This window comes from Brevibacterium sp. NPDC049920 (genome assembly GCF_040656435.1).
Classification (GTDB): domain Bacteria; phylum Actinomycetota; class Actinomycetes; order Actinomycetales; family Brevibacteriaceae; genus Brevibacterium; species Brevibacterium pityocampae.
Map to the genome: position 1 here is coordinate 19916 of NZ_JBFAMF010000004.1, position 23286 is coordinate 43201.

A 23286-nucleotide genomic window follows, 5' to 3' on the forward strand; every position below is an offset into this window, starting at 1 on the left:
AGGCGGGCCCTGGTCGGAGACCATGACCCGCCTCGTCAGCGGTGCCGGGCCGGCGGCGCTGACCGAACAGCGCACGACCAGCGGTGTCGGAACACCGGTGCCGGTGCGGCGGTGTCGGAACACCGGTGCCGGTGCGGCGGTGTCGGAACACCGGTGCGGTGATCAGCTCACCGGTTCACACCCGGACACCGTCACACCCGGTCGTCGGTGACGTCGACGCCGCGGTCCTTCTGCGCCTTGCGGAAGCCGGCGCGGATCCGCTTGCGCTTCTCCCGCACGCCGGCGCGGCGCTTCTTCTCCGAGGCCACCTGCTCCTCGGTGGGCTGGTGATCGCGCAGCCCGACCTGGAGGTCCTCCGGGATCTCCTCGAGGGTGCCGGAGGCCGCCTGGTGCTTGTGCCGCAGGATCTCCAGGCGGAGGATCTTGGCGAGGAAGTAGATGCCGAGCAGGTTCGGCACGCTCATGAGGAAGAACATCGCATCGGAGAACGCCACGACGCTCTCGAGCGAGATCGAGGCACCGACGACGACCGCGATGACCCACACGACCTGGAAGCCCTTCTGGGCGAAGAACGACTCCTTGGTGAGGAAGCCGATCGCCTTCTGGCCGTAGTAGGCGTAGGACAGGATCGTCGAGAACCCGAACAGCATCACACAGATGGTGAGGATGTAGGGGAACCAGTCGGTGACCGTGCCGAAGGCCTGCGCGGTGAGGTTGACGCCGGCCTCGGTGGAGCCGTCGCCGGCGTCCGCGTCGTAGAGGCCGGTGGTGATGATCGCGAGCGCGGTCAGCGTACAGATGATGACGGAGTCGATGAGCGGCTCCCACATCGCGGTGAAGCCCTCGGTCGCCGGACGCGAGGTCTTCACGGCCGAGTGCGCCATACCGGCCGAGCCGACACCGGCGGCGTTGGAGAACAGCGCACGCTGGATGCCGACGATCGCCACGCCGATGATGCCGCCGGCGATCCCCTCACCGGTGAACGCGCCCTGGAACATGAGGACGAAGGCGTTGGGGATCGCGGTGAAGTTCAGCAGGAGGATGATGACGACCGACACGAAGTACAGGATCGCCATGAGCGGGGTGATCGCGGAGGTCCAGCGGGCGATCGAGGTGATGCCGCCGAGGATCACGATGCCGGCGAGCACGGCCATGATGAGGCCGATGAGCCACAGCTTGTCGGCGAAGAAGCTGGCCTCGCCGCCGGTGGAGTTCACGAGGATGGCCGCGGACTGGTTGGCCTGGAACAGGTTGCCGGCACCGAACACGCCCACCACGGTGGCGATCGCGTAGAAGTAGGCGAGGAACTTGCCCAGCTTGGGACGGCCGATGTCCTTGAAGCCGTCGCGCAGGTAGTACATCGGCCCGCCCGAGGTGGTGCCGTCGGGCATGATCGTCCGGTACTTCACGCCGAGCGTCGCCTCGGCCATCTTCACGGTCATCGCGAAGAAGCCGAAGATGATGATCCACAGGGCCGCGCCGGGTCCGCCGATGGTGATCGCGACCGCGACACCGGCGATGTTGCCCAGTCCCACGGTGCCGGAGAGCTCGGTGGCGAGCGCCTGGAACGAGGAGACCTCACCCGGGTCGGTCTTCCGGGTGAGCTTTCCCCGGATCACTTTCACGGAGTGCGCGAGCCCGGTGATCGGCTGGAAGCGCAGGTAGACGGTGAGGAACACCGCGGCCGCCATGAGCCACACGACGATGAGGGGGAGCTCGGTGCCGGCGACCGGCACTCCGAAAAAGACGATGGCGGACAGCACATCGGCGATCGGGGCGAACGCGTTCTCGACGGCCTGGTCGAAGCCGGAGGCGGTCAGCGTCGTCTGTGCTGCGGAGAGTGTGACATCTGAGGACGGTGGAAAGGCATGGGCGAGTGCGGATTCAGGATTCATAGTCACGTGGCGCGGCAGTAGCTTTACGTCCGGATGGTCGGTCCGGTTTCGGCACCGTCAACGAACCTTAGCAAGCAGGCTCTGCCCAGGCCCAACACAGGCGGTGCACATGAGCCTGCGGTAGTGGCCCTGACCTGGGGCCGAGTACCGCGGAATCGACACCGTGCACCCCACCGGATCCCGCTTCAGCACGCTCAGTCCTCGGGCGGGCACCCCAGGGTCGAGGCGAGCGCCGCCCGCAGCGTCGGGTGCCGGAACGTGTAGTCCGCCCCGGTGAGCGCCTCGGGCACGACCCGCTGGTCGGCGAGCGCGAGCTCGCGGGCCGCCTGCGGGCCGAGCAGCAGCGTGGGGGCGAGCGGCGGCACCGGCAGCGCCGAGGGCATCGACAGCAGGTCGCCGAGCGTCTGCGCGAACTCCCGCTGCCGGACCGGCTCGGGTGCCACGGCGTTGACGGGCCCGGACATCAAGTCGTCGAGCGCGGCGCGGGCGTAGATCTGGGCGATGTCGTCCAGCGACACCCACGACAGCCACTGGTCGCCGGTTCCCAGCCGGCCGCCGAGACCAGTGAGGTAGAGGGGCAGCTGAAGGCGCAGCGGCCCGCCGAGCGAGGTGAGGACGACCCCGGTGCGGATCGACACCCGGCGCACGCCGAGCTCCTCGGCCCGGGCCGCCTCGGTCTCCCACCGACGGCACACCTCGGCGAGGAAGCCGTCTCCGGAGTCGGCGGACTCGGTGAGCCGCTCGTCGCCGCGCTCCGCGCCGTAGTACCCCACGGCCGAGGCGCACACGAAGGTGTCCGGGCGGTCGGCGGGGTCGAGCTGCTCCATGGTGAGGACGAGGAGGCGCGTGCTGTCGAGGCGGGAGGACAGGATGCGCTCGCGCGCACGCTCGGTGAAGCGGGTGCCGATGCTCGCCCCGCTCAAGCAGATGACGACATCGGCCCAGGCGAGCGCCCGGGCGTCGAGCAGGCCGAGGCCGGGGTTCCACCGCACCTCGTCCTCGCGCCACGGGGTGGTGCGGACGAGGCGGCGCACCTCGTGCCCGGCGGTGGACAGGAGGGCGGCGACCTGCCGGCCGAGCAGGCCCGAGGCGCCGGCGATGAGGATCCGCCGCGGTGCGCCCCCGGTGCGGCGGGTGAGGTCGGCCTGGAAATCGAGGTCGCCGAGCAGCCGGCGGGTGCGGGCCTCGAAGGTGTTCGTCAGCACCGCGTCCATGGCGAGGGTGTCGAAGCCCTCGGACAGGCGGCCGCTGGGCGCGGCGAGGTGGTAGTCGATCCGGTCGTCGATGCGGCAGGCGGCGGGATCCGCGGCTGCGATGAACCGGTGGGTGTGCGTCCAGGAGTGCAGCGGGCCGGTCGTCATCCGGTCGACGAAGGAGAAGGGCTCCGGGCCCGCCGCGTGCTCGCACACGAAGGGCACGCGGACCACCCCGCGGGTGCCCGGGACGGAGGTCTTCATCCGGGCGCGGGTGCCCGGGGTGAGCGGAGGATGCGACTCCTCGACGACCTCCTGCGCCCATTCCGGGCTGAGCCGGGTGAGCGCGCCCGGGCGCATGTGCCAGGAGAAGACGGTGTCGAGGGAGTAGGGCGCCTCGGCCGTGTGCGTGAAGACTGCCATGTCCCCATCATGCCAGCCCGCTCACCGTCGACCGGGCATGCCGCACGGGCTGCGCGGGTTCCGCGCCGGGGCAGCGGGAAGCCATGAGGTCATGACGAAGGCCCCGGACCGTGGGGTCCGAGGCCTTCGAGAAGTGTGCGCGAGGGGGGACTTGAACCCCCACGACCTTTCGATCACTGGCACCTGAAGCCAGCGCGTCTACCAATTCCGCCACTCGCGCGAGCGACAGTAGGAGACTCTAACATCACCGCCGTTCCGCGCCAAAACCGGATTCCGGGCCGTCGGAACCGGACTCCGGGCCGCCCGAACGCTCTCGGATCCCGCGCTGCGCACGACCTCCGCACCCGGTCCGCCCGGGCCGCGCGCCGCCCGACTGCGCGGTATCCGGAACCGAGCGCGCAATTGCGCGTCGATCGTCGGATACTGCGCAGTCCGGCAGCGGGGCGCCCGGCAGCGGGGCACCCCACTCGTACCCCGGCACCCACCCAGGAAGCACCCGGGAATTCGCCCGGAGCTCCCCCGGAGCTGCCCGGCAATCCCTGTCGGAATCCCCGCCCGCGCACGTGCGAACATGTCAACGCGGGAGTCTGCCGTTAGCATGGAGTGTTGACAGTGTTGGCAGACGGCGCCGCCTCGGCGACCGGTGCAGCGGACCGAAGGAGGCAGGCCATGGGCGTACTCGACCGTTTCGAGAAGGGCATCGAGCGCGTCGTCAATGGTGCCTTCGCCAAGGCGTTCCGCGCCCAGGTCGAGCCCGTCGAGCTCGCCGGCGCGCTGCGCAAGGAGACCGACACCCACGCCGCCGTGGTGTCCCGCGGCCGCACGCTCACCGCCAACAGCTTCATCATCGAGCTCTCGCAGTCCGACCACGAGCGCCTCGAACCGATCGAGTCCGAGCTCCGCGCCGACCTCCGGCAGGTCGTCGGCGACCACGCGATGGAGCAGGGATACAGCTTCATCGGCCCCGTCATCGTCACCTTCGAAGCCGCCGACGACCTCGACACCGGCATGTACCGGGTGCGCGCCTCGACCAAGCGCCCCGACGGCTCCCCGGCCGCGCAGCCCCAGAACCGCGGCGGCTACGACCCGCCCTCGCGCGCCAACCCGATCGTGCCCGAGGCCTACGTCCACGCCCACAGCGGGCAGCTCCGCGCCGCCGAGGCACCCGCCCCCACTCCTCCCCCGCCGGTCCGCCGCTCCGAGGACCCCCGCCAGCCCGCCGTCGAGATCCGCGGCCGCCTCACCCACCTGCCCCAGGGCACCACGGTGTTCGGCCGCTCCTCCTCGAGCGCCGACATCGTCCTCGACGACCCCGGCGTGTCCCGCCGCCACTTCGAGATCGCCGTCTCCGGCGACCAGGCGACCGCCACGGACCTCGGCTCGACGAACGGCACCCTGGTCGACGGCCGCCGGATCACCTCGCTGCCCCTGAACGACGGCATCACCCTCACTGCCGGGGACACCGACGTGGTGTTCCGCGAGACGGAGACGGGAGGCCGATGAGCGAGTTCACCGTCATGGTCCTGCGCTTCGCGTTCTTCGCACTGCTGTGGATCTTCGTCTTCCTCGTCGCCGGAGTGCTGCGCCAGGACCTGTTCGGGCCCCGCCGCAGCAACCGCGTCGGCCGCCGCGGCCGCTCCCGGGGAGAGCGCGGGGCGGTCCCCGCAGGCGGGCCCCCGCCCGGCCGGGCCGCGCCGCAGCACGCACCCCCGTCCCGGGCCGCACCGCCGCAGCAGCAGGCACCGCCGGTCCCGCGCGCGCTCCACCTGACCTCCGGCGCCCTCGCCGGGATGGTGATCCCGCTCGGCGCCGGGCCGATCACCCTGGGCCGCGCGGGCGGCAACACCGTCGTCCTCGAGGACGACTTCGCCTCGGGCCACCACGCGCGGATCGTCCCGGATTCCGGCCACTGGTACGTCGAGGACCTCGGCTCGACCAACGGCACCTTCATCAACGGCCAGCGTCTGCACTCCCCGGTGCAGATGCGCATCGGCACCCCTGTCACCATCGGCCACACCACCCTGGAGCTTCGTCCGTGAGCAGCCTGGATTTCACGCTGCGGCACGCAGCTCGCTCCAACACCGGCCTGGTCCGCAAGAACAACCAGGACTCCGGGTACGCCGGACCCGATCTCCTCCTCGTCGCCGACGGCATGGGCGGTCATGCCGGGGGCGATGTCGCCTCCGCGATCACCGTCGCCCGCCTGTCCGACCTCGACGCCCCCGGCCACGGCAGCGACGCCCTCGATGTGCTCCGCCAGGCGATCCTCGACGCGAACGAGCGGATCACCACCTGCGTCGCCGAGCAGCCCGAGCTCGCCGGCATGGGCACCACCGTCACCGCGCTCCTGCGCACCGGCGACCGGCTCGCGCTCGCCCACATCGGCGACTCCCGCGCCTACCTGCTGCGCGACGGTGAGCTCTCCCTCGTGACCCACGACCACACCTTCGTCCAGATGCTCGTCGACGAGGGTCGGATCACGCCCGAGGAGGCCGAGTCCCACCCCCAGCGCTCCGTCGTCATGCGCGTGCTCGGCGACGTCGGCTCGGCACCGGAGCTCGACCTGTCCTTCCGCGACACCCGGCTCGGCGACCGCTGGATGCTGTGCTCCGACGGGCTCACCGGCTTCGCCTCGATCGAGGACATCCAGGAGGCGCTCGCCGGCATCGCGGATCCGGGCGCCTGCTGCGACCGGCTCGTCGACCTCGCCCTCGCCGGCGGCGGCGCCGACAACGTCACCGTGGTCATCGGCGATGTCGTCGCGCCCGAGGACGCCGCGGGAGCGGGAGCGGCGGCGCGCGGTGCGGGCGAGTCCGTGGGCTCCGTGCGCACCAACCCGCAGTACGCCCTGCTCGGCCGCACCGACACGCCCACCGAGCTCATCCCCACCGGCCCGCTCGACACGGTCGACGAATCCGCCGACACCCAGCAGCTCGACGTCGTCGGCGCCGAGCGCGCCGCCCCGGACGAGGACGGCTCCCGAGGCCGGCAGGACAGCGGGGACGAGCACGGCAGCCGAGGCCGAGGTGCCCCGGACTCCCGGGGTGCGCGCACCGGCGACACCCAGGAGATCCCGACCGACTCCGCCGCACCCGCTTCCGTCGGCACCGCTGCCGCCGGCGCCGCTGCCACCGGCGCCGCCGCGACAGCATGCCCCGGAGCCGCGCACCGCGACCGCGCCGAGACCCGCGCCCAGCCGGGCGAGCGCGACCGCACCGACGGCCACCACCCGGACGACGACCTCGACGGCTGGGGTGCCGAGGAGCGTCCGCGCCGGCGCCTGCTGCCCCTCCTCATCACCATCCTCGTGCTCGCCGCCGTCGCGATCGCCGGCGTCGTGGGCTGGAACTGGGTGCGCGGACAGTACTACGTCGGTGAGGAATCCGGCACGGTCGCGATCTACCGCGGCGTCGCGCAGACGCTGGGCCCGCTCGAGCTCAGCTCCCTCGACGAGACCACCGACATCCCGGTCGACGAGCTCTCCGCGTTCTCGCAGTCACGTCTCGAGGCGACGATCCCCGCCGGGGACCGCGCCGCCGCCGACCAGGTCGTCGAGACCCTCCGCGACGAGGCCGCGGCGAATGCCGCCACCGAGATGCAGGGCGGCGTCACTGACGCCCCGGTCTCCCCGGATCCCGCATCACCGGACCCCGCCTCGCCCGCACCCGCCCCGGCCGAGGAGCCGAACGCCGCGGGAGGCCCGTGATGACCTACGCCCCCGCCGTGGCCGAGCAGCGCGCCCCGGACGCCGTCGCGCGCTCCCAGGCCCCGCGCCCCTACCGGTTCGCGGAGCTCATGCTCACCGCCCTCGCCGTCGTGATCGCCGCCGGCGCCTACGCCCTCGTGGGGCTCGGCGCCGCGGACACGGTGCCGGCGAACGTCTACTGGTACACCGGTTGGCTCGCCGCACTCGGCCTCGGCCTCCACGTCCTCACCTGGTGGCGCGCCAAGTACGCCGACCCGGTGCTCGTCCCGCTCGCGATCCTCCTCAACGGGATCGGGCTGGCGATGATCTATCGGATCGACCTCGCCACGGAGTCCTCGACCGCGACCTCCCAGCTCGTCTGGATGACGCTCGGCTCGATCCTCGCCGGCCTCGTCATCGTGTTCCTCCGCGACCACCGGCTGCTCCGGCGCTTCACCTACACCTGCGGCTTCGCAGCGCTCGCGTTCCTGCTCCTGCCGCTCGTCCCCGGCCTCGGCACGACGATCAACGGCGCCCGGATCTGGATCAACGTCGGCCCGTTCTCGTTCCAGCCCGGCGAGATCGCCAAGATCCTCCTCGCCGTGTTCTTCGCCGGCTACCTCGTGAGCTTCCGCGACCAGCTCGTCCTCGCCGGGCCCAAGATCCTCGGCATCCGGTTCCCGCGCCTGCGCGACCTCGGACCGATCATCATCGCCTGGGTGGCGAGCGTCGGCATCCTCGTCCTCCAGCGCGATCTCGGCACCTCGCTCCTGTTCTTCGGACTGTTCGTCGCGATGCTCTACGTCGCCACCGGCAAGAAGACGTGGATCTTCCTGGGTCTCGGCATGTTCGCGCTCGGCGCCTTCGTCGCCGCGCAGATCTTCACCCACGTCCAGCAGCGCATCGACGGCTGGCTCGGCGCGCTCACCCGCGAGGAGTTCGAGAAGACCCCCGGCGGCTCCTACCAGCTGGTCCAGGGCCTGTTCGGCATGGCCTCCGGAGGGCTCACCGGCACCGGCCTCGGGGAGGGCCGGCCGAGCGTCGTGCCGTACGCGGAGTCCGACTTCATCTACGCCTCGCTCGGCGAGGAGCTGGGGATGGTGGGCCTGTTCGCGATCCTCATGCTCTACCTCATCCTGTTCCAGCGCGGCATGAAGATCGCCTCGAGCGTGCGCGACGGCTTCGGCAAGCTCCTCACCGTGGGCCTGACGTTCACCATCTGCCTCCAGTGCTTCATCGTCATCGGCGGCGTCACCCGGCTCATCCCGCTCACCGGCCTCACCACGCCGTTCCTCGCCGCCGGCGGCTCCTCGCTCATCGGCAGCTGGATCATCATCGGGCTGCTGCTGCGGATCTCCGACTACGCCCGCCGCCCCGCCGAGGAGTTCCAGACCGGAGTCCTCACCGTCCTCACCGACCCCGAGGAGCGCGCCGGGCAGCGCAGCCCGTCCCGCGGACTGCTCGGCGGGCTCCGGAACCGCGACGCCGCGGACCCGGCCGGCGCCGAGGCGGCCGACGGGCACCCCCGGGACCCCGAGGCCGAGGTCGCCACCACCGTCCACCCCGCGGCGGCACCCGGCCCCGAGGCGGACGTCGCCACCACGGCCCACCGCACCGCCCCCGAGCACGGGGCCGAGCCCACGCCCGAGCACGGAGAGCCCGAGCACGGGGGTGACCCGCGATGAACAACCCGCTCAAGCACGTCGCCGTCGTCGGCTTCGTGATGTTCGCGCTGCTGTTCGGCTCGACGAGCTTCGTCCAGTACTTCCAGGCGCAGGCGCTGCGCGATCACGAGCTCAACACCCGCACCCTCGTCGAGGAGCTGTCGCGCGAGCGCGGGCCGATCCTCGTCGACGGCACCCCGGTCGCCTACTCCGTGCCCGTCGACGACACCTACGAGTACCAGCGCACCTACGGCGCAGACGGCATGCCGGCGGAGGTCTACGCCCCCGTCACCGGCTTCTTCTCCATCGTGTCCGGCGCCTCGGGCCTGGAGAAGACGGAGAACGGCCTGCTCGCCGGCACCGACGACGCCCTGTTCTACGACAAGATCTCCTCGATCTTCACCGGCAGCCAGCCCGCCGGAGCGGCGATCGAGATCACGCTCGACCCCGAGGCGCAGATGGCGGCCTGGAACGCGCTCGGCGGGCAGAAGGGCTCCGTCGTCGCGCTCGACCCGAAGACCGGCGACGTGCTCGCGATGGTGTCCTCGCCGGGCTGGAACCCCAACCCGATCGCCTCGCACGACCGCGATGAGGCCCTCAACGCCTACGAGCGCCTCATCGCCGACGACGACAACCCCGCCTACAACCGCGCGATCGGCGGCAACCTCTACCCGCCGGGCTCGACCTTCAAGCTCGTCACCGCCGCCGCCGCGCTCGAATCCGGCGAGTACACCCCGGACTCCCAGCTGTCCGGGCCGGCCACGCTCGACCTGCCCCAGACCACGGCGACGATCTCGAACTCCGGCGGCGGCGCGTGCGGCTCCGGTGGCACCGTCTCCCTGGCCGACTCCCTGAAGAACTCGTGCAACACCTCGTTCGCCGACCTCGGGATGACCCTGGGGTCGGACGCGATGAGCGAGCAGGCGCAGAAGTTCGGGTTCGGGGAGAGTTTCGACATCCCCCTGCAGGTCAGCGCCTCGAGCTTCCCCTCGGACACGAATCCCCCGCAGCTCGCCCAGTCATCGCTCGGCCAGTTCGAGGTCCGCGCCACGCCGCTCCAGATGGCGATGGTGTCCTCGGCGATCGCCAACGGAGGATCCCTCATGCACCCCCAGCTCATCGACCAGGTGCGCAATGCGCGCACGCTCGACCTCATCAGCGAGCCGAGCCCGCGCGAGTTCTCCCGGCCGATCAGCGGGGACACCGCGAGCGCGCTCACCGACATGATGGTCAGCGTGGTCGACGACGGCACCGGCACCGCGGCGCAGATCCCCGGGGTCGACGTGGCCGCCAAGACCGGCACCGCGCAGCACGCGCAGGGTGCCGCGCCCCACGCGTGGTTCACCTCCTTCGCCCCGGCCGACGACCCGCAGGTCGCCGTCGCCGTCGTGGTGGAGAGCGGCGGCAACGCCGGGAGCCAGGCCTCTGGCGGACGCGTGGCCGGACCGATTGCGAAAGCTGTGATGGAAGCGGTGATCAACGAATGAGACCAGGCGCAGGAACCATGCTCGGCGGCCGGTACGAGCTCACCAGCCGGATCGCGATCGGCGGGATGGGCGAGGTGTGGCGCGGGCGCGACACCGTGCTGGCGCGCGAGATCGCCGCGAAGATCATGAAGGAGGAGTACCTCTCCGACCAGACGTTCCTCGACCGGTTCCGGGCCGAGGCGCGCAGCATGGGAGCGGTCTCCGACCCCGGGATCGCCGGCGTGTTCGACTACGGCGAGGAGAACGGCTCGCCGTACCTCGTCATGGAGTACGTGCCCGGCGAGGCGCTGTCCGCGATCCTCGACCGCAACGGCGGGATGCCCGAGCGCGACGTGCTCGACGTCGGCGCGCAGGCCGCGCAGGCGCTCCACGCCGCCCACCGCTCCGGCGTGGTGCACCGCGACGTCAAGCCCGGCAACATCCTCATCACCCCGGACTTCCGGGTCAAGATCACCGATTTCGGGATCGCGCGGGTCGCCGACCAAGCGCCGCTGACCAAGACCGGGCAGGTCATGGGCACCGCCCAGTACCTCGCCCCGGAGCAGGCCACGGGCAAGGGCTCGATCCCGAAGTCCGACATCTACTCTCTCGGCATCATCATGTACGAGGCGCTCGCCGGCGTCCGCCCGTTCACCGGGGAGTCGCAGGTCGAGATCGCGATCGCACAGGTCAACCGCCACCACCCGCCGCTGCCGGACACCGTGTCGGAGCCGGTGCGCCGGCTCGTCGACGCGATGCTCGCCAAGAACCCCGACGACCGTCCCGACAGCGGCCAGGAGGTGGCGACCGCCGCCCGCGCACTGCTCGCCGGGGATGTCGCCGCCGCCGAGGCCGCCGTCCCGCAGATGGTGAGCGGCAACGCCGCGAGCGAGGCCGTGACCCGCGTGTTCAACCAGGACGACTCCGCCACCCGCGTCATGCCCGCCGCCGGGGCGGCCGCGGCTGGTGCCGGTCTGGGCGCCGCCGCGGGGGCCGGTGCCGCTCACTCCGCCGGGCACCCGCAGAACGACTGGTCCGGCGACCCCGCGCAGACGGGAGCGCACAGCTACCACGATCCGATGATCGCGGCGAGCGCCCAGCAGCGCACCGACGAGCTCGCCCCGGAGGACGAGGAGCCGAAGAAGTCGAAGACCCCCGCGATCGTCATCACGATCCTCGTCGTCCTCGCGCTGCTCGGCCTCGGCTGGATCCTGTGGCTGTTCCTCGGCGGCGGCGACGAGGAGCCGGGACCCGGCGAGTCCCCGACCGCCTCCGCGGAGCCCACCGAGGACACGATCACCATCGACCCCGACGACTACATCGGGCAGAGCGAGAGCACCGCGACCCGCAATCTCGAGGACCTCGGGCTGAATGTCGAGACGGTCACCGTCGAGTCCTCGCGCTCCGAGGGCACCGTCGACGGAGTGCGCCGCGGCAACGACGGCTACGAGTTCTCCGCCGGCGACACCGTCACCCTCGAGATCTCCGGCGGCCCGGCCGAGGCGCCGGAGCCGGAGGAGCAGCCCACCCAGGACGCCCCCGAGCAGCCCACCCAGGCCCCGGAGCGCCCCACCCAGGCCCCGGAGCGCCCCACCCAGGAGGCGCCCGCACCGGAGGAGGACACCGACCCCGGTGACGGCGGCGGATCCGAGGACGGGAACAACGGCAACGGCGGCGGGAACAACGGCGGCGGCAACGAAGGCGGCGGCAACGAGGGCGGCGGCCAGGGCGAGGACGACCCCGGCCTCGGCGGCGGCCAGGGCAACCAGGGCCAGGGCAATCAGGGGCAGGGCGCCTCGTTCCCGGCCGGTGCGCTCGTCGACACCGTGACCGCCGGAGCCGGCACCTCCCCGGCCGGCCTGCCCGGCCCCGCTGGAGGCACCCGATGAACGACGTGCGGATGCTGTCCGGGCGCTACGAGGTCCGGGAGCTGCTGGGCCGCGGCGGGATGGCCGAGGTCCACGCGGGCATCGACACCCGCCTGGGTCGGCGCGTGGCGATCAAGCTGCTGCGCTCCGACCTCGCCCGCGACCCCTCGTTCCACGCCCGCCTCAAGCGCGAGGCGCAGTCCGCAGCGAGCCTCAACCACCCCGGGATCGTCGCCGTCTACGACTCCGGCGAGCAGGAGTTCGTCGAGTCCGGCGGGGATGTCGTCCACGTCCCCTTCATCGTCATGGAGTACGTCGAGGGCCTGACCCTGCGCCAGGTGCTCACCGAGCACGGCCGGCTCACGGTGCGCGAGGCCCTCGACGTCACCGCCGGTGTGCTCGCCCCGCTCGACTACAGCCACCGCAACGGGATCGTCCACCGCGACATCAAGCCCGGCAACGTCATGCTCACCCCCGAGGGCGACATCAAGGTCATGGACTTCGGGATCGCCCGTGCCCTCGAGGACACCGGCAGCCTGACCCAGACCCAGTCGGTCGTCGGCACCGCGCAGTACCTGTCGCCCGAGCAGGCGCGCGGCGAGATCGTCGACGCCCGCTCCGACCTCTACTCGACCGCCTGTCTCCTCTACGAGCTGCTCGTCGGCCGGCCGCCGTTCGTCGGCGACTCCCAGCTCGCGGTCGCCTACCAGCACGTCGGCGAGGACCCCAAGGCGCCCTCGCACCACGAGCCCGAGCTGCCCCCGGCCGTCGACCGGCTGCTCCTCCACGCCCTCCAGAAGGACCGGAACGACCGCTACCAGGACGCGCACACCTTCCGCGAGGACGTGCTCGCCGCCCGCGACGGGCGGCCGCTGAGCATCGACGGCGACGACGCCGCCACGCAGGCGTTCGGCGCCGTGCCCGGGGCGCTCGCCGGCGGAGCGGCCGGTGCCGCGCTCGGCGCCGGCGCCGCACCGGGGTACGCGAACCCGCCGACCGAGGCGACGATGGCGTACTCCCAGCTCGGCGAGCCCACACAGGCGATCGACCAGCCCCCGACCACCAATGCGGTGACCACCGTGCTGGAGGAGGACCGGGACGAGGAGCCGGAGCAGCGCAGCCGCACCTGGCTGTGGGTGGGCAGCGCGCTGCTCGTGCTCGTCCTCGCCGGCCTCGGCCTGTTCGTCTACACCATGTCCAAGGAGCCCGAGGTCGTCACCTTCGAGCTCGTCGACCTCAGCGACCGGCCCGCGGACGACGCCGAGCAGTACCTCCTCCAGGAGGGCCTGCGGGTCGACCGGGAGGAGACCGCTGACGACGAGATCGCCGAGGGCAACGTCGTGAGCACCGACCCGCCCGCCGGGTCCCAGGTCAGCGAGGGCGACCTCATCGTGCTCTACGTGTCGACCGGCCCGGACTCCGTCGAGGTGCCCGATGTCGCCGGCGACACCGAATCGCTGGCACGCCAGCGGATCGGCGACACCGGCCTCACCGCCGGCAGCAACATCGACGAGAACTCCCCCGACGTCGCCGCCGGCACCGTCATCGAGACCCGGCCCGGCGCCGGCTCCACGGTCGCCAAGGACTCCACCGTCGACCTCGTGATCTCCACCGGCAAGGTCGACGTCCCCGACGTCCTCGGCATGACCGAGGACGAGGCGTGCGAGACCCTCGAGGGCGAGGACTACCAGCTCGACTGCACCGTCGAGGAGTCGGAGACCGCCGACCACCCGGCCGGCGAGGTGTTCGAGCAGAGCACCGAGGGCGGCGGCGAGGTGAGCCAGGGTTCGGCGATCACCATCACCGTGGCGCAGGAGGCGCCGTCCCCGAGCCCGACGCCCCCGCCGGCCGAGCCGACCGCCGAGGTGCCCACCTTCCCCTCGATCCCGGGGCCCCCGGGTGACGAGGGGGACGAGCAGGGTGGCATCCAGGGCAACAGCGGATCCGACGAGGCGCGCGACCGGCCCGGCCGCCCCGACGAGGCCCGGGACCGGCCGGGTCGCCACGGGCGGGGATAGGACCCGCCGACCGTGACGCTCACTCCCCCTCGATCCCCCCTCCCCGTCGATCCCCCGGCCGACCCCCCGCCCACCGGATCCCCTCCGCCCCGGGTCACCGAGATGATGACCGGGCCGCTCGACATGCTCGGACCCGACTCGGATCCGGCGCCGCCCTGGATGCTCACGGTGTACCTCGACTCCGTCGTGTTCGACGCCGAGACCGTCTGGGAGCGGGTGGGCCGCGCGGTGCTCGCCGACTGCGGGTGCTCCGAGCTCGCCGCCGGGACCCTGCCGGACCCCCTCGCACTGGCCCTCGCCGCAGGGGACCTCGTCGACATCAGCGAGGCGCTCGCCCGGGTCATCGCAGACGGGCCCGGGACGAACGTGACGAGCGCACTGCTGCGGATGCGGATCTTCCACCGGCTGTCCGCGACCGCGCGCGACGGCGACCTCGCCTGCCCCGCGGCGCGGGCGTTCCTCACCCGGGCGGCCGCCACGGATGCCCGGATCGCCTATCTCACCTCGATGCCCCGCAGCTGGGTGGAGGCGCTGAGCGAGCACCTGGCGCTGCCGCAGCCGCACGTGCTGCTCACCGCCGAACAGGTCCGCCGGCGCCGCCCGCACCCGTACGCGCACCTGCTCGCCGTCCACCAGCTCGGCATCCCCGCGCGGTTCGGGGTGGCGGTGGAATCCGGCTCGGACGGCATCACCGCGGCGATGGACGCCGGGCTCACGGTGATGGCAATCGTGCCGCCGGAGATGTCCGGGGGATCGGGGCGGCTCACGCTCGTCGGCGACCTCGCGGACGTCGACCTCGCCGCCGCCCGCGCCGCGATCCACGCTGACTGGGCCCGCGAACGGGCGGCGGCGACCCCGGGCTCACCGGATCGGTCCTGAGCGTACGCCGCGCAACTGTGGGGGTTCCGGCGAGGAATGGTGGTATCGACGCCACCACTCTCGGCGAAGAGCCCCACAGTCCGCTCAGGCCGATGAACGGTCGGGGCCGTCAATCGTGCCGCACCCCGTCGCCGAGGCGGCTCGCCTCAGTCGTGGAGGCCGGCCGAGGCGATCGGGGAGCGGCCGCGGGCGGTGAGCGCCGCCTCGGGCATGCCGCACTGCGCGAGGAAGTTCCCGAGCATCGGGTAGCCGTCCTCGGTGAGCACGGACTCGGGATGGAACTGCACCCCGGACAGCGGCGCGCTGCGGTGGGCGATGCCCATGACGACGCCGTCGGCGGTCTGCGCGGTGACCTCGAACACCTCCGTCGGCAGGGTCGCGTCGACGATCGCGAGCGAGTGGTAGCGGGTCGCGGTGAGCGGCGTCCGGCAGCCGGCGAAGATCCCTGTCCCGGTGTGGGTGAGCTGCGAGGTCTTGCCGTGCATGAGGGTCGGCGAGTGGTCGACGGTGGCCCCGAACACCTCGGCGAGGGTCTGGTGGCCCAGGCACACGCCGAACAGCGGCAGCTGAGCCTGGGCGCAGGCGCGCACCACGGCGGGGCAGATCCCGGACTCCGCCGGCACGCCGGGGCCCGGGGACAGCAGCACCCCGTCGTACTCTGCGAGCAGGGCGGGCACCTCGGCGTCGGTGACGTCGTCGTTGCGGATCACCGTGGTGTCCGCGCCGAGCTCCCGGAGGTAGCCCACCAGGGTGTAGACGAAGCTGTCGTAGTTGTCGACGACGAGGATCCGCGCGCTCACGCCCCGCCCCCGTCCTCGGTCACGGTCGCCTCGTTGAACGGCATGTAGGGCGCGACGACGGGGAACACGTACTCCATGAGCAGGTAGACGACCGCGGCGATGAGGAGCAGGCTCAGCAGCAGCTTGACGGCCCACGGGCCGGGCAGCGCGCGCCAGATGAGTCCGTACATCAGACCTCGCCCCCCGTCGCCTTCTCGAAGGCCGGGGAGTCCGCGAGGCTCTCCGGCACACCCTCGGCCGCGGGCTGCCAGTCGGTGAGCTCGGCGTAGGCGATGTAGCGCTCGCGGGCGGAGAACATCGGGTTGCACGCGGTGAGGGTCATGATCCGGTCCTTGCCCTTGAACTCCGGCATGTCCGGCACCGGGGCGAGCACCTCTGTGGCGTCGGGCAGCACGATGTCGAAGTTGCGGAAGGTGTAGGTGTAGAAGCCGTCGGCGGTCTGCACGATGATCTCGTCGCCGGGGCGCATCTCGGCGATGAGGTTGAGCGGCTTGCCGTAGGTCACGCGGTGGCCGGCGAGCGCGAAGTTCCCCACCTCGCCGGGCATCGCGGAGTTCGGGTAGCGGCCCAGACCCATCCGGTTGAGCACCGGCTCCATCGCCACGCCCTCGGCCATGGTGCGGTAGTAGTCCTCGCCGAAGCGCGGGATGTAGACGATCCCGAACGCCGAGTTCATGTCGACGGGCTCGGCGACGAAGGGGGTCTCCGGGTCCGGAGGCAGCTCGTTGCGCGGATTGTCCGCCCATTCGCTCGTGAGCTGGTCGGCGAGGTTGGCGTTGTCCTCGTTCGCTGCGATGTCCGTCCACCACAGCTGCCACACGACGAAGAGGATGAGGACGAGGCCGGCGGTGATGCACAGCTCGCCGAAGGTGCGCACTGTCCCGCGCACCACACCGAGCGGCTCGCGCTCGCCGGAGCCCCGTGCGGAGCGGCTGCGCTCACCGGGGCCCTCGTCGAGGTGCCCGGTGCCGTCGTCCGCCGGGTGCGGGTCCCGGCGGGTCGCGATGGGTTCGGCGAAGGCGGCGGCGACGGCGGAGCGCGGGTCGGAGTAGCGGACATCGGGCGCCGGGGCGCCGGGCGCTGGGGCGCCGGAATGGTGGCCACCGGACTGCGGGTGCCCGGACTGCGGAACGTGCGGCTGCGCGATGGTGGGGCGCGGCGTGCCGGACGGCGGCGCGCCCCACGACGAGGCTCCTCCGACCGGGCCGGACGGAGAATATCCGGACTGCCCGCCGGGGTGGCCGTCGCCGCGCCCGGTCGAGGTGCGCTGGGCGGGGCGGATCATCGGCCGGGGGCTCGCGGGGGCCGCGGGCTGCGCCGGGGCCTCTCCGGCCTCGGCCTGCGCCCGGGCTGCGGCTTCGCGCGCCTTGCGCTCCCGCCGCGTCAGGGGTTCGTCCACTACTGCTTCACCTTCGCCTGGTCCACCTCGAGGGAGTCCGCATACTCCGTCAGCGTGATCGGCCCCGACTCGACTTTCCAGCCCAATCCTAGACGCTCGGCGTAGGACCGGTAGACGGTCACCGCGGGAGACGCCTCGAGCGCTGCGCTGAGCGCCTCCTGGTCCCCGACCGCTTCGACGGTGTAGGGCGGGGAGAACACGCGGGCGTTGATCCGCAGGGTGTTGCCCACGCACTTGACCGAGGAGGTGGAGACGATGCGCTGGCCCTGCACGGAGATCCCCTGCGCGCCGCCGGCCCACAGCGCATTGATCACGCCCTCGAGGTCCTGCTGATGGATGATGAGGTCGTTGGCGGTGGCGCCGTCGATGCCCGCGGACTCCGGGGGCGCGTCGTCGAGCGTGACGGAGAGCCCGGGGCCGGTGGTCGCCGCTGTCGACGCGGCGACGGCGAGGCCCTCGGCAGCGCTCTGGGCCTCCTCCACCCCGCTGTCCCCGCCCGCGGCGCTCTTCTCGAGCTCCTCGATCGAGGCTCGCCGCTCGCTGATGAGCTGCTGGAGCTCCTCGTTGCTCTGCGAGCGCTGCGCGACGATGTCGGACAGGGAGGAGGTCTCGTTGCGCAGCTGGGTGCCGTCGGCCACCCGGGCCGACGTCGTCATGAGGAGTCCGCACAGCACGAGCACGACGAAGACGGCGGTGCGCGCGGCCAGCGTGGTCATCGGTGAACTTTCGGGATATGCGCGCGAACGGCGCGGACGAGTACACTTTGCATGATTGCCCTGAGGAACCAATGTACCGACCGGTGCCGGGGGTCCCCAAGTCGCACGCGCGTGCGCGGGGTCCGCCGCCCGACAGAGGAGTAACGTGGCCAAGCCGAGCCGTGCCAGCAAAGCTCACCGGACCTCGCGGAATTCCGCGGCGGACTCTGCGAAGCGACCCGCGGCGACCGAGCCGGAGAGCACCGACACCGAGCTCACCGAGTCCGAGCTCACCGAGTCCGAGGCGACTGCGGAGTCGACGGATGCCGCCGGGGCCGAGGTGACCGAGGACGACGTCGTCGTGGTGACCGCGGACGCGGACCTCGCCGACGAGCCCGCCGCGGACGATCTCGACGCCGATGGCACGGACTCCGAGGCCGACGCTGCGGACTCCGACACTGCTGGCACCGACGCGGATGATGCCGACACGGACGATGCCGCGACCGGGTCGACGGCGGCCGGCGCGAAGTCCGCAGGGAAGTCCGCGGCGAAGGCGGGGAAGACCGCGTCGGCAGGGAAGAGCACCGCGAAGACCGGGAAGACCGCGTCCACGGCGAAGTCGGCCACCGCGAATTCGACCGGGACGAAGTCGACCGGGAAGTCCGCGGAGCAGACCGACGACGCTGCCGCGGCGAAGTCGGCCGGCCGGAAGACCGCCGGGAAGAGGATATCCCGCACATCCGCGGCCGCGGGCGCCGCCGGCACGAAGAAGTCCGCCGCCTCCGCCGCGAAGACCTCGAAGGCGGATGCCGAGGCGAAGAAGGCCGGGAAGAAGACCGGCGAGGACTCCCCCAAGCGCACCTCGCGCTCGGGCAACCCGGCCAAGCGCTCGACGACCCGCAAGACCTCGACCTACACCTCGAGCGGGACGAGCCAGACGATCAAGCCGAACCCGCGCTGGTTCGCGCCGGTCATGGTCGGCATCCTGCTGCTCGGGCTCGCCTGGCTCGTCGTGTTCTACATCACCGGCGGCAGCTGGCCCGTCGAGGCCTGGGGCAACTGGAACCTCGTCGCCGGCTTCGCGATCCTCGTCGCCGGACTCATCATGTCGACCCGCTGGCGATGAGCTCCGGCTTCCGGCTGCTCGCTCAGCATCCGCTGCCGGTCCGACTGCTCGCACTGTTCGGGGGCCTCGCACTCTACGGCTTCTCCGGCGGCCTGATGATCGCCGCCGGCCTGGGCAACATGCCCTGGGACGTCCTCCACCAGGGCATCTCGCTCCACGTGCCGCTGACCATCGGCGTCGTCGGCATCATCGTGTCGATCCTCGTGCTCCTCACCTGGATCCCGCTGCGCCAGCGCCCCGGCCTCGGCACGATCTCCAACGCCCTGCTCGTCGGCGTGTTCATCGACCTCACGCTGCTCGTCGTCGACCGCCCGCAGGTGCTGTGGGCGCAGATCCTGCTCATGTGCGCCGGCATCGTGCTCAACGGGCTGGCCACGGTGCTCTACATCATCCCGAACTTCGGTCCCGGCCCCCGCGACGGTCTCATGACCGGTCTCGTGCAGCGCACCGGTGCTTCGGTCACGGTGGTCCGCTCCTGCATCGAGGTCGTCGTCATCGCCGTCGGCTGGCTGCTCGGCGGCGTGTTCTTCGTCGGCTCGGTGCTCTACGCCTTCGGGATCGGGCCCGTCACCCAGCTGTTCCTCCGCCTCGCCGCCCGCCTCCTCGGCCCGGCCGACCCGATGGCGAGCGAGCACACCTGACGCCTCCCGCCGGCGGCGAGACCCCGGGTGCCCGGGGCAGCGCGCCGATCGCCCGACTCGGCGGCGCACCGACAGCCCGACCCGGCGGCCCGCCGGTGACCCTCAGAACGTCGACAGCGCCGGCGGCAGCGACGCCACGGCGAGGAGCTTGAGCACGGTGAGCCCGGCGAGCACCGCGACCATGAGGAGCGCCGCGACCCCGAACACGAGCGGGCGGCGGCGCGGCGGCGGGAGCAGGGCGGCGCAGCCGAGCAGGAAGCCGGTGATGAGCCCACCGAGGTGCGACTCCCATGAGATGTTCGGCTCGACGAGCGGGATCGCGGCGTTGAGCGCGACGAGCGCGAGCACCCCGCCGAGGTTCCGGTCGAGCTCCCGGGTGGGGGTGAGGAGGGCGCCGACGAGCGCGAACACCGCCCCCGAGGCGCCCACGTGGAGGGCGAACCACGATGCCGGGCTCGTCGGGTCGGCGAGCACGAGCACGCACACCGCCCCGCCGAGCGCGCCGAGGACGTAGAGCACGGCGAAGCGCACGTGCCCGATCGCCCGTTCGAGGAAGCTGCCGAAGAAGAACAGCGCGAGCAGGTTGAAGCCGACGTGCAGCGGCGAGGGCTGGGAGTGGATGAAGGCGTGGGTGAGCATCCGCCACGGCTGCTCGGCGGCGAGCGCCGGCATGAAGCCGAACCGCTCGAGCAGCCCGAGCGGAGGGATGTACTGGAGGAGGAAGACCGCGCCGATGAGACCCATGAGCACATGCGTGACGTGGGCGCGCGGACCGGCGGCCGGGTGCCCGGAGCCGGCGGGCGCCTCGGCGGGGGCGGGGAGGCCCGGGGAGTTCGGGACCCGGGGGGACGACGGGACCCCGGACGGCTCGCCTGCCGGCGTGCTGTCCGGGGTCTCCGGGGTGCTGGGTTCGTCCGCCATCGGATCGGTGACGCTGGGGCGCCCGCGACGCATGCCGCGGGCGGCCGGGCGGTCAGGACGCGGGGAGGACCTCGACGGATTCGATGACGACGGGCTCGACGGGGCGGTCGCCCGGGCCCACCTGCACGCCCTCGATCGCGTCGACGACCTGCTTGGAGGCGTCGTCGGCGACCTCGCCGAAGATCGTGTGGTTGCCGTTGAGCCACGGGGTGGGCACGGTCGAGATGAAGAACTGCGAGCCGTTGGTGCCCTTGCCCATGCGCTTGCCGGCGTTCGCCATGGCGAGGAGGTAGGGGCGGTCGAACTGGAGCTCGGGGTGGATCTCGTCGTCGAAGGTGTAGCCCGGGCCGCCGGTGCCGGTGCCGAGCGGGCAGCCGCCCTGGATCATGAACTGGGGGATGATCCGGTGGAAGCCGAGGCCGTCGAAGAACGGACGGGAGACCTTGTCGCCGGTCTTGGGGTCCTCGAACTCGCGGGCGCCGGTGGCGAGCTCGGTGAAGTTCGCGACGGTCTTCGGCGTGTGGTTGCCGAAGAGGTTGAGAGTCACGTCGCCCTTGTTGGTGTGCAGGATCGCCTGCTGCGTTGCAATCGTCATGCCCCCATTGTTCCACGACGGGGGCCGGGGGCCGCTCCCGGATCCGGGTCCCCGCACGCACCTCGGACCCGATCCTGTGCGAATGCCCAGGCAAATCGGGACGGCCCGGCGTCGCCGGTTCCGGGCGAGGCCCTAGAATGGAGGGGACGACACACGGTGAGCACTGCCGGACCCTGCGCGCGGTCAGCGCGCAGACGGCAGCACCGTTCGGATCAACCAACGGCTCCGCCGTATCGGAGGGTGAGATGTTCAAGCGCAAGACCCAGCCCAAGACCATCAAGGACGAAGTCGCCGACGTCGTGCACGCGGTGAGCGATGTGGTGCGCCAGGGCTCGGCCAACGCGATCGACGCCGCCGCGCCCCGCCTGCGCGACGCCTCGGTCAAGCTCCAGGACGCGGCCTCGCAGGTGCGCCCGCGCGTGGATCGCCTCAACGACCAGCTGCGCCCCCGGCTCGAGGAGCTCGGCAAGCAGGGCCGCTCGCAGTTCGACCACCTCTCCGCCGAAGGCCAGGCGCGCTTCGACGACGCCCGCCACCGGTTCACCGACGAGATCGCCCCGCAGGCCACCGAGCGCGCCGGGGCCGTGGCCGCGAGCGCGGCCGGCCTGCTCGCCACCGCGCAGACGCCCAAGTTCGTCGACGACCTCGCCGTCCGCGTGACCGGCGACAAGAAGGCCGTGAAGAAGGCCCGCAAGGCCCTGGCCCGCGCGAGCAAGGACATCACCAAGAGCACGCAGGCCAAGAAGTCCGGCGGCTTCGGCTCCGCGCTCGTGTGGATCCTCGCGATCGGCGGCCTCGCCGGTATCGCGTACTACGTGTGGAAGAAGGCGCAGCCGGTCGAGGACCCGTGGTCGACCCCGCTGCCGGCCAACCGTCCGGCCGACGCCCGCCCCGTGGGCTCGGTCCCGGCCTCGCAGCAGACCGCCGTCACCCCGACGGTGACCGAGGCCCCCGTTCCGGCCGCCAAGGCCGAGGCGAGCACCGACGTCACCGCCGACCCGGATTCCGCGGACGCGGACACGGTCGGCTCGGACACGGATTCCGACGCCCCGAAGCACTGAGGCCTCCACCGGGCGCAGGCGCCCCTGAGGGCCTGAGGGCCTGAGGACCTGAGGAGCAGTTGAGCGGATGCCCCGCGGTCGACGACCGCGGGGCATCCGCTATTCACTGTCCCGGGATGCGCCCGGGCGCCGGCGGCGTCGCCACCGGGACCGTCTGGGCGGGCGGGGCGGGTGCGCCGGGATCGACCGAGCGCGCGTAGAGCACCGCGGCGTTGTAGACCTTGGAGACGTAGTCGAGCGAGTTGTTGTAGCTGAGGACGGAACGCTCCCAGCCGGGTGCAGTCCCCATGTCGCCGGCCACACACAGGTAGGACGCAGTCGTCATCGCCGCGTCGTCGATATTGTTCGGGTCCTTGACCCCGTCGCCGTTGGCGTCGAGTCCGTGACGGTTCCAGCTGTCGGGGATGAATTGCATCGGCCCGACGGCCCGATCGTATTCGTCGTCGCCGTCGAGGCGTCCCTCGTCGGTGTCGTCGATCTGTGCGACACCCATGCCATTGAGCTGCGCGCCGATGATCGGGGTGTCGAGGGTCCCGTCGGGTTGCACGCTCGACCCCTCGTAGCGCCCGTGGTTCGTCTCGACGGAGCCGATCGCGGCGATGGTGTTCCACCCCAGGCGGCACCCGTTGCGGTTCTTCTCCGCCCATACCCCGGCGGCGACGTACGCCTGCAGCACGCGCTCGGGGATCCCGGTGCTCTGCGCGGTGGATGCGAGCCACGCAGAGTCCACCGAACTCGCGTCCATGCTGTCCGCCGGTTCCGTGGGCCCGATAGGTCCCGCGGACGGTGCCGGCGGCGCTTGAGCGATCGGTGGCGGCGAAGCCGGGCTGTCCCCGGGCTCCGAGGCCACGCCGGGCTGTGAGGCGAGCCGGAGCATGAGAGCGGCGGAGCCGATCCCGAGGACGAGCGCGAGCACGCTGGCCACGGCGATGAAGATCTTGGTCGCCCGGGTCATCG

The 23286-nt window shown here is 72.0% G+C and carries 20 protein-coding genes and 1 tRNA gene; 11 read left to right on the top strand and 10 right to left on the bottom strand.

Annotated elements, in window-relative coordinates:
* Positions 1-191 precede the first annotated feature (191 nt).
* The 3 genes from AB0I45_RS04695 to AB0I45_RS04705 form a co-directional block, all read right to left on the bottom strand.
* The gene (locus AB0I45_RS04695; RefSeq protein WP_345029005.1) at positions 192-1895 is read right to left on the bottom strand and encodes an amino acid carrier protein; all 1704 of its coding nucleotides are present in this window, start codon (positions 1893-1895) and stop codon (positions 192-194) included.
* A 194-nt stretch (positions 1896-2089) separates the two neighbouring features.
* Positions 2090-3511 carry a TIGR01777 family oxidoreductase gene (locus AB0I45_RS04700; protein WP_345029006.1) on the bottom strand — a complete coding sequence of 474 codons (1422 nt, stop codon included), beginning with the start codon at positions 3509-3511 and terminating at the stop codon, positions 2090-2092.
* A 136-nt stretch (positions 3512-3647) separates the two neighbouring features.
* A tRNA-Leu gene (locus tag AB0I45_RS04705) sits at positions 3648-3731 on the bottom strand.
* A 449-nt stretch (positions 3732-4180) separates the two neighbouring features.
* Here AB0I45_RS04705 and AB0I45_RS04710 point away from each other — a divergent pair.
* The 8 genes from AB0I45_RS04710 to AB0I45_RS04745 all read left to right on the top strand — a co-directional run bounded on the left by AB0I45_RS04710 (position 4181) and on the right by AB0I45_RS04745 (position 15091).
* Positions 4181-5014 (top strand): DUF3662 and FHA domain-containing protein, encoded by an 834-nt coding sequence (locus AB0I45_RS04710; protein ID WP_345029008.1) that lies wholly within the window; start codon positions 4181-4183, stop codon positions 5012-5014.
* Positions 5011-5550 carry an FHA domain-containing protein gene (locus tag AB0I45_RS04715; RefSeq protein ID WP_345029010.1) on the top strand — a complete coding sequence of 180 codons (540 nt, stop codon included), beginning with the start codon at positions 5011-5013 and terminating at the stop codon, positions 5548-5550. The genes AB0I45_RS04710 and AB0I45_RS04715 overlap by 4 nt, the downstream gene beginning before the upstream one ends.
* Positions 5547-7217 carry a PP2C family serine/threonine-protein phosphatase gene (locus AB0I45_RS04720; protein WP_345029012.1) on the top strand — a complete coding sequence of 557 codons (1671 nt, stop codon included), beginning with the start codon at positions 5547-5549 and terminating at the stop codon, positions 7215-7217. Before AB0I45_RS04715 ends, AB0I45_RS04720 begins: the two co-directional genes overlap by 4 nt.
* Positions 7217-8881: an FtsW/RodA/SpoVE family cell cycle protein gene (locus AB0I45_RS04725; RefSeq protein ID WP_345029014.1), complete on the top strand. Its 1665-nt coding sequence runs from the start codon at positions 7217-7219 to the stop codon at positions 8879-8881. The genes AB0I45_RS04720 and AB0I45_RS04725 overlap by 1 nt, the downstream gene beginning before the upstream one ends.
* Complete coding sequence (locus AB0I45_RS04730; protein ID WP_137318461.1) at positions 8878-10347, top strand: penicillin-binding protein 2; 1470 nt, start codon at positions 8878-8880, stop codon at positions 10345-10347. The genes AB0I45_RS04725 and AB0I45_RS04730 overlap by 4 nt, the downstream gene beginning before the upstream one ends.
* 17 nt (positions 10348-10364) lie before the next feature.
* Positions 10365-12215, top strand: a complete 1851-nt coding sequence (locus AB0I45_RS04735; RefSeq protein ID WP_345029017.1) for a protein kinase — start codon at positions 10365-10367, stop codon at positions 12213-12215.
* Positions 12212-14212, top strand: coding sequence for a Stk1 family PASTA domain-containing Ser/Thr kinase (gene pknB / locus AB0I45_RS04740; protein ID WP_345029019.1), 2001 nt, complete (start codon positions 12212-12214; stop codon positions 14210-14212). Before AB0I45_RS04735 ends, pknB begins: the two co-directional genes overlap by 4 nt.
* A 102-nt stretch (positions 14213-14314) precedes the next feature.
* Complete coding sequence (locus tag AB0I45_RS04745) at positions 14315-15091, top strand: hypothetical protein (RefSeq protein WP_345029021.1); 777 nt, start codon at positions 14315-14317, stop codon at positions 15089-15091.
* 146 nt (positions 15092-15237) lie between these two features.
* Here AB0I45_RS04745 and AB0I45_RS04750 read toward each other — a convergent pair whose 3' ends face one another.
* Genes AB0I45_RS04750 through AB0I45_RS04765 form a run of 4 tightly spaced genes read right to left on the bottom strand, consistent with a single transcriptional unit; the run spans position 15238 to position 18006 of the window.
* A complete protein-coding gene (locus AB0I45_RS04750) occupies positions 15238-15891 on the bottom strand; it encodes a gamma-glutamyl-gamma-aminobutyrate hydrolase family protein (RefSeq protein WP_137318465.1) in 654 nt (217 codons plus the stop codon).
* Positions 15888-16061 carry a hypothetical protein gene (locus AB0I45_RS04755; protein ID WP_175406846.1) on the bottom strand — a complete coding sequence of 58 codons (174 nt, stop codon included), beginning with the start codon at positions 16059-16061 and terminating at the stop codon, positions 15888-15890. Before AB0I45_RS04755 ends, AB0I45_RS04750 begins: the two co-directional genes overlap by 4 nt.
* On the bottom strand, positions 16061-17290 hold the full coding sequence (locus AB0I45_RS04760; protein WP_345029023.1) for a class E sortase: 1230 nt from the start codon (positions 17288-17290) through the stop codon (positions 16061-16063). The genes AB0I45_RS04755 and AB0I45_RS04760 overlap by 1 nt, the downstream gene beginning before the upstream one ends.
* Positions 17290-18006 (bottom strand): DUF881 domain-containing protein, encoded by a 717-nt coding sequence (locus tag AB0I45_RS04765; RefSeq protein ID WP_345029024.1) that lies wholly within the window; start codon positions 18004-18006, stop codon positions 17290-17292. Before AB0I45_RS04765 ends, AB0I45_RS04760 begins: the two co-directional genes overlap by 1 nt.
* Before the next feature lie 145 nt (positions 18007-18151).
* Between AB0I45_RS04765 and AB0I45_RS04770 the strand changes: the two genes are divergently transcribed.
* Both AB0I45_RS04770 and AB0I45_RS04775 read left to right on the top strand, forming a co-directional pair.
* Positions 18152-19111: a cell division protein CrgA gene (locus AB0I45_RS04770; RefSeq protein ID WP_345029026.1), complete on the top strand. Its 960-nt coding sequence runs from the start codon at positions 18152-18154 to the stop codon at positions 19109-19111.
* The gene (locus AB0I45_RS04775) at positions 19108-19752 is read left to right on the top strand and encodes a hypothetical protein (RefSeq protein ID WP_137318469.1); all 645 of its coding nucleotides are present in this window, start codon (positions 19108-19110) and stop codon (positions 19750-19752) included. The genes AB0I45_RS04770 and AB0I45_RS04775 overlap by 4 nt, the downstream gene beginning before the upstream one ends.
* 102 nt (positions 19753-19854) lie before the next feature.
* Here the strand turns inward: AB0I45_RS04775 and AB0I45_RS04780 are convergent, their stop codons facing one another.
* Positions 19855-20673 (bottom strand): rhomboid family intramembrane serine protease, encoded by an 819-nt coding sequence (locus AB0I45_RS04780; RefSeq protein WP_345029027.1) that lies wholly within the window; start codon positions 20671-20673, stop codon positions 19855-19857.
* A 52-nt stretch (positions 20674-20725) separates the two neighbouring features.
* Positions 20726-21268: a peptidylprolyl isomerase gene (locus tag AB0I45_RS04785; protein WP_137318470.1), complete on the bottom strand. Its 543-nt coding sequence runs from the start codon at positions 21266-21268 to the stop codon at positions 20726-20728.
* A 245-nt stretch (positions 21269-21513) separates the two neighbouring features.
* On the opposite strand from AB0I45_RS04785, the gene AB0I45_RS04790 reads away from it, so the two are divergent.
* Positions 21514-22329 carry a hypothetical protein gene (locus AB0I45_RS04790; RefSeq protein ID WP_137318471.1) on the top strand — a complete coding sequence of 272 codons (816 nt, stop codon included), beginning with the start codon at positions 21514-21516 and terminating at the stop codon, positions 22327-22329.
* Between the two features lie 103 nt (positions 22330-22432).
* On the opposite strand, the gene AB0I45_RS04795 is transcribed toward AB0I45_RS04790, so the two are convergent.
* On the bottom strand, positions 22433-23284 hold the full coding sequence (locus tag AB0I45_RS04795) for a lytic murein transglycosylase (protein ID WP_345029030.1): 852 nt from the start codon (positions 23282-23284) through the stop codon (positions 22433-22435).
* Between the last annotated feature and the right edge of the window lie 2 nt (positions 23285-23286).

Bases quoted from the DNA above. Each gene is read 5' to 3' on its own strand.
- AB0I45_RS04700 (WP_345029006.1), bottom strand. From the start codon at position 3,511: ATGGCAGTCTTCACGCACACGGCCGAGGCGCCCTACTCCCTCGACACC.
- AB0I45_RS04755 (WP_175406846.1), bottom strand. From the start codon at position 16,061: ATGTACGGACTCATCTGGCGCGCGCTGCCCGGCCCGTGGGCCGTCAAG.
- AB0I45_RS04780 (WP_345029027.1), bottom strand. From the start codon at position 20,673: ATGGCGGACGAACCCAGCACCCCGGAGACCCCGGACAGCACGCCGGCA.
- AB0I45_RS04795 (WP_345029030.1), bottom strand. From the start codon at position 23,284: ATGACCCGGGCGACCAAGATCTTCATCGCCGTGGCCAGCGTGCTCGCG.
- AB0I45_RS04790 (WP_137318471.1), top strand. From the start codon at position 21,514: ATGTTCAAGCGCAAGACCCAGCCCAAGACCATCAAGGACGAAGTCGCC.
- AB0I45_RS04745 (WP_345029021.1), top strand. From the start codon at position 14,315: ATGATGACCGGGCCGCTCGACATGCTCGGACCCGACTCGGATCCGGCG.
- pknB (WP_345029019.1), top strand. From the start codon at position 12,212: ATGAACGACGTGCGGATGCTGTCCGGGCGCTACGAGGTCCGGGAGCTG.
- AB0I45_RS04775 (WP_137318469.1), top strand. From the start codon at position 19,108: ATGAGCTCCGGCTTCCGGCTGCTCGCTCAGCATCCGCTGCCGGTCCGA.
- AB0I45_RS04730 (WP_137318461.1), top strand. From the start codon at position 8,878: ATGAACAACCCGCTCAAGCACGTCGCCGTCGTCGGCTTCGTGATGTTC.
- AB0I45_RS04785 (WP_137318470.1), bottom strand. From the start codon at position 21,268: ATGACGATTGCAACGCAGCAGGCGATCCTGCACACCAACAAGGGCGAC.
- AB0I45_RS04765 (WP_345029024.1), bottom strand. From the start codon at position 18,006: ATGACCACGCTGGCCGCGCGCACCGCCGTCTTCGTCGTGCTCGTGCTG.
- AB0I45_RS04710 (WP_345029008.1), top strand. From the start codon at position 4,181: ATGGGCGTACTCGACCGTTTCGAGAAGGGCATCGAGCGCGTCGTCAAT.
- AB0I45_RS04735 (WP_345029017.1), top strand. From the start codon at position 10,365: ATGCTCGGCGGCCGGTACGAGCTCACCAGCCGGATCGCGATCGGCGGG.
- AB0I45_RS04725 (WP_345029014.1), top strand. From the start codon at position 7,217: ATGACCTACGCCCCCGCCGTGGCCGAGCAGCGCGCCCCGGACGCCGTC.
- AB0I45_RS04715 (WP_345029010.1), top strand. From the start codon at position 5,011: ATGAGCGAGTTCACCGTCATGGTCCTGCGCTTCGCGTTCTTCGCACTG.
- AB0I45_RS04695 (WP_345029005.1), bottom strand. From the start codon at position 1,895: ATGAATCCTGAATCCGCACTCGCCCATGCCTTTCCACCGTCCTCAGAT.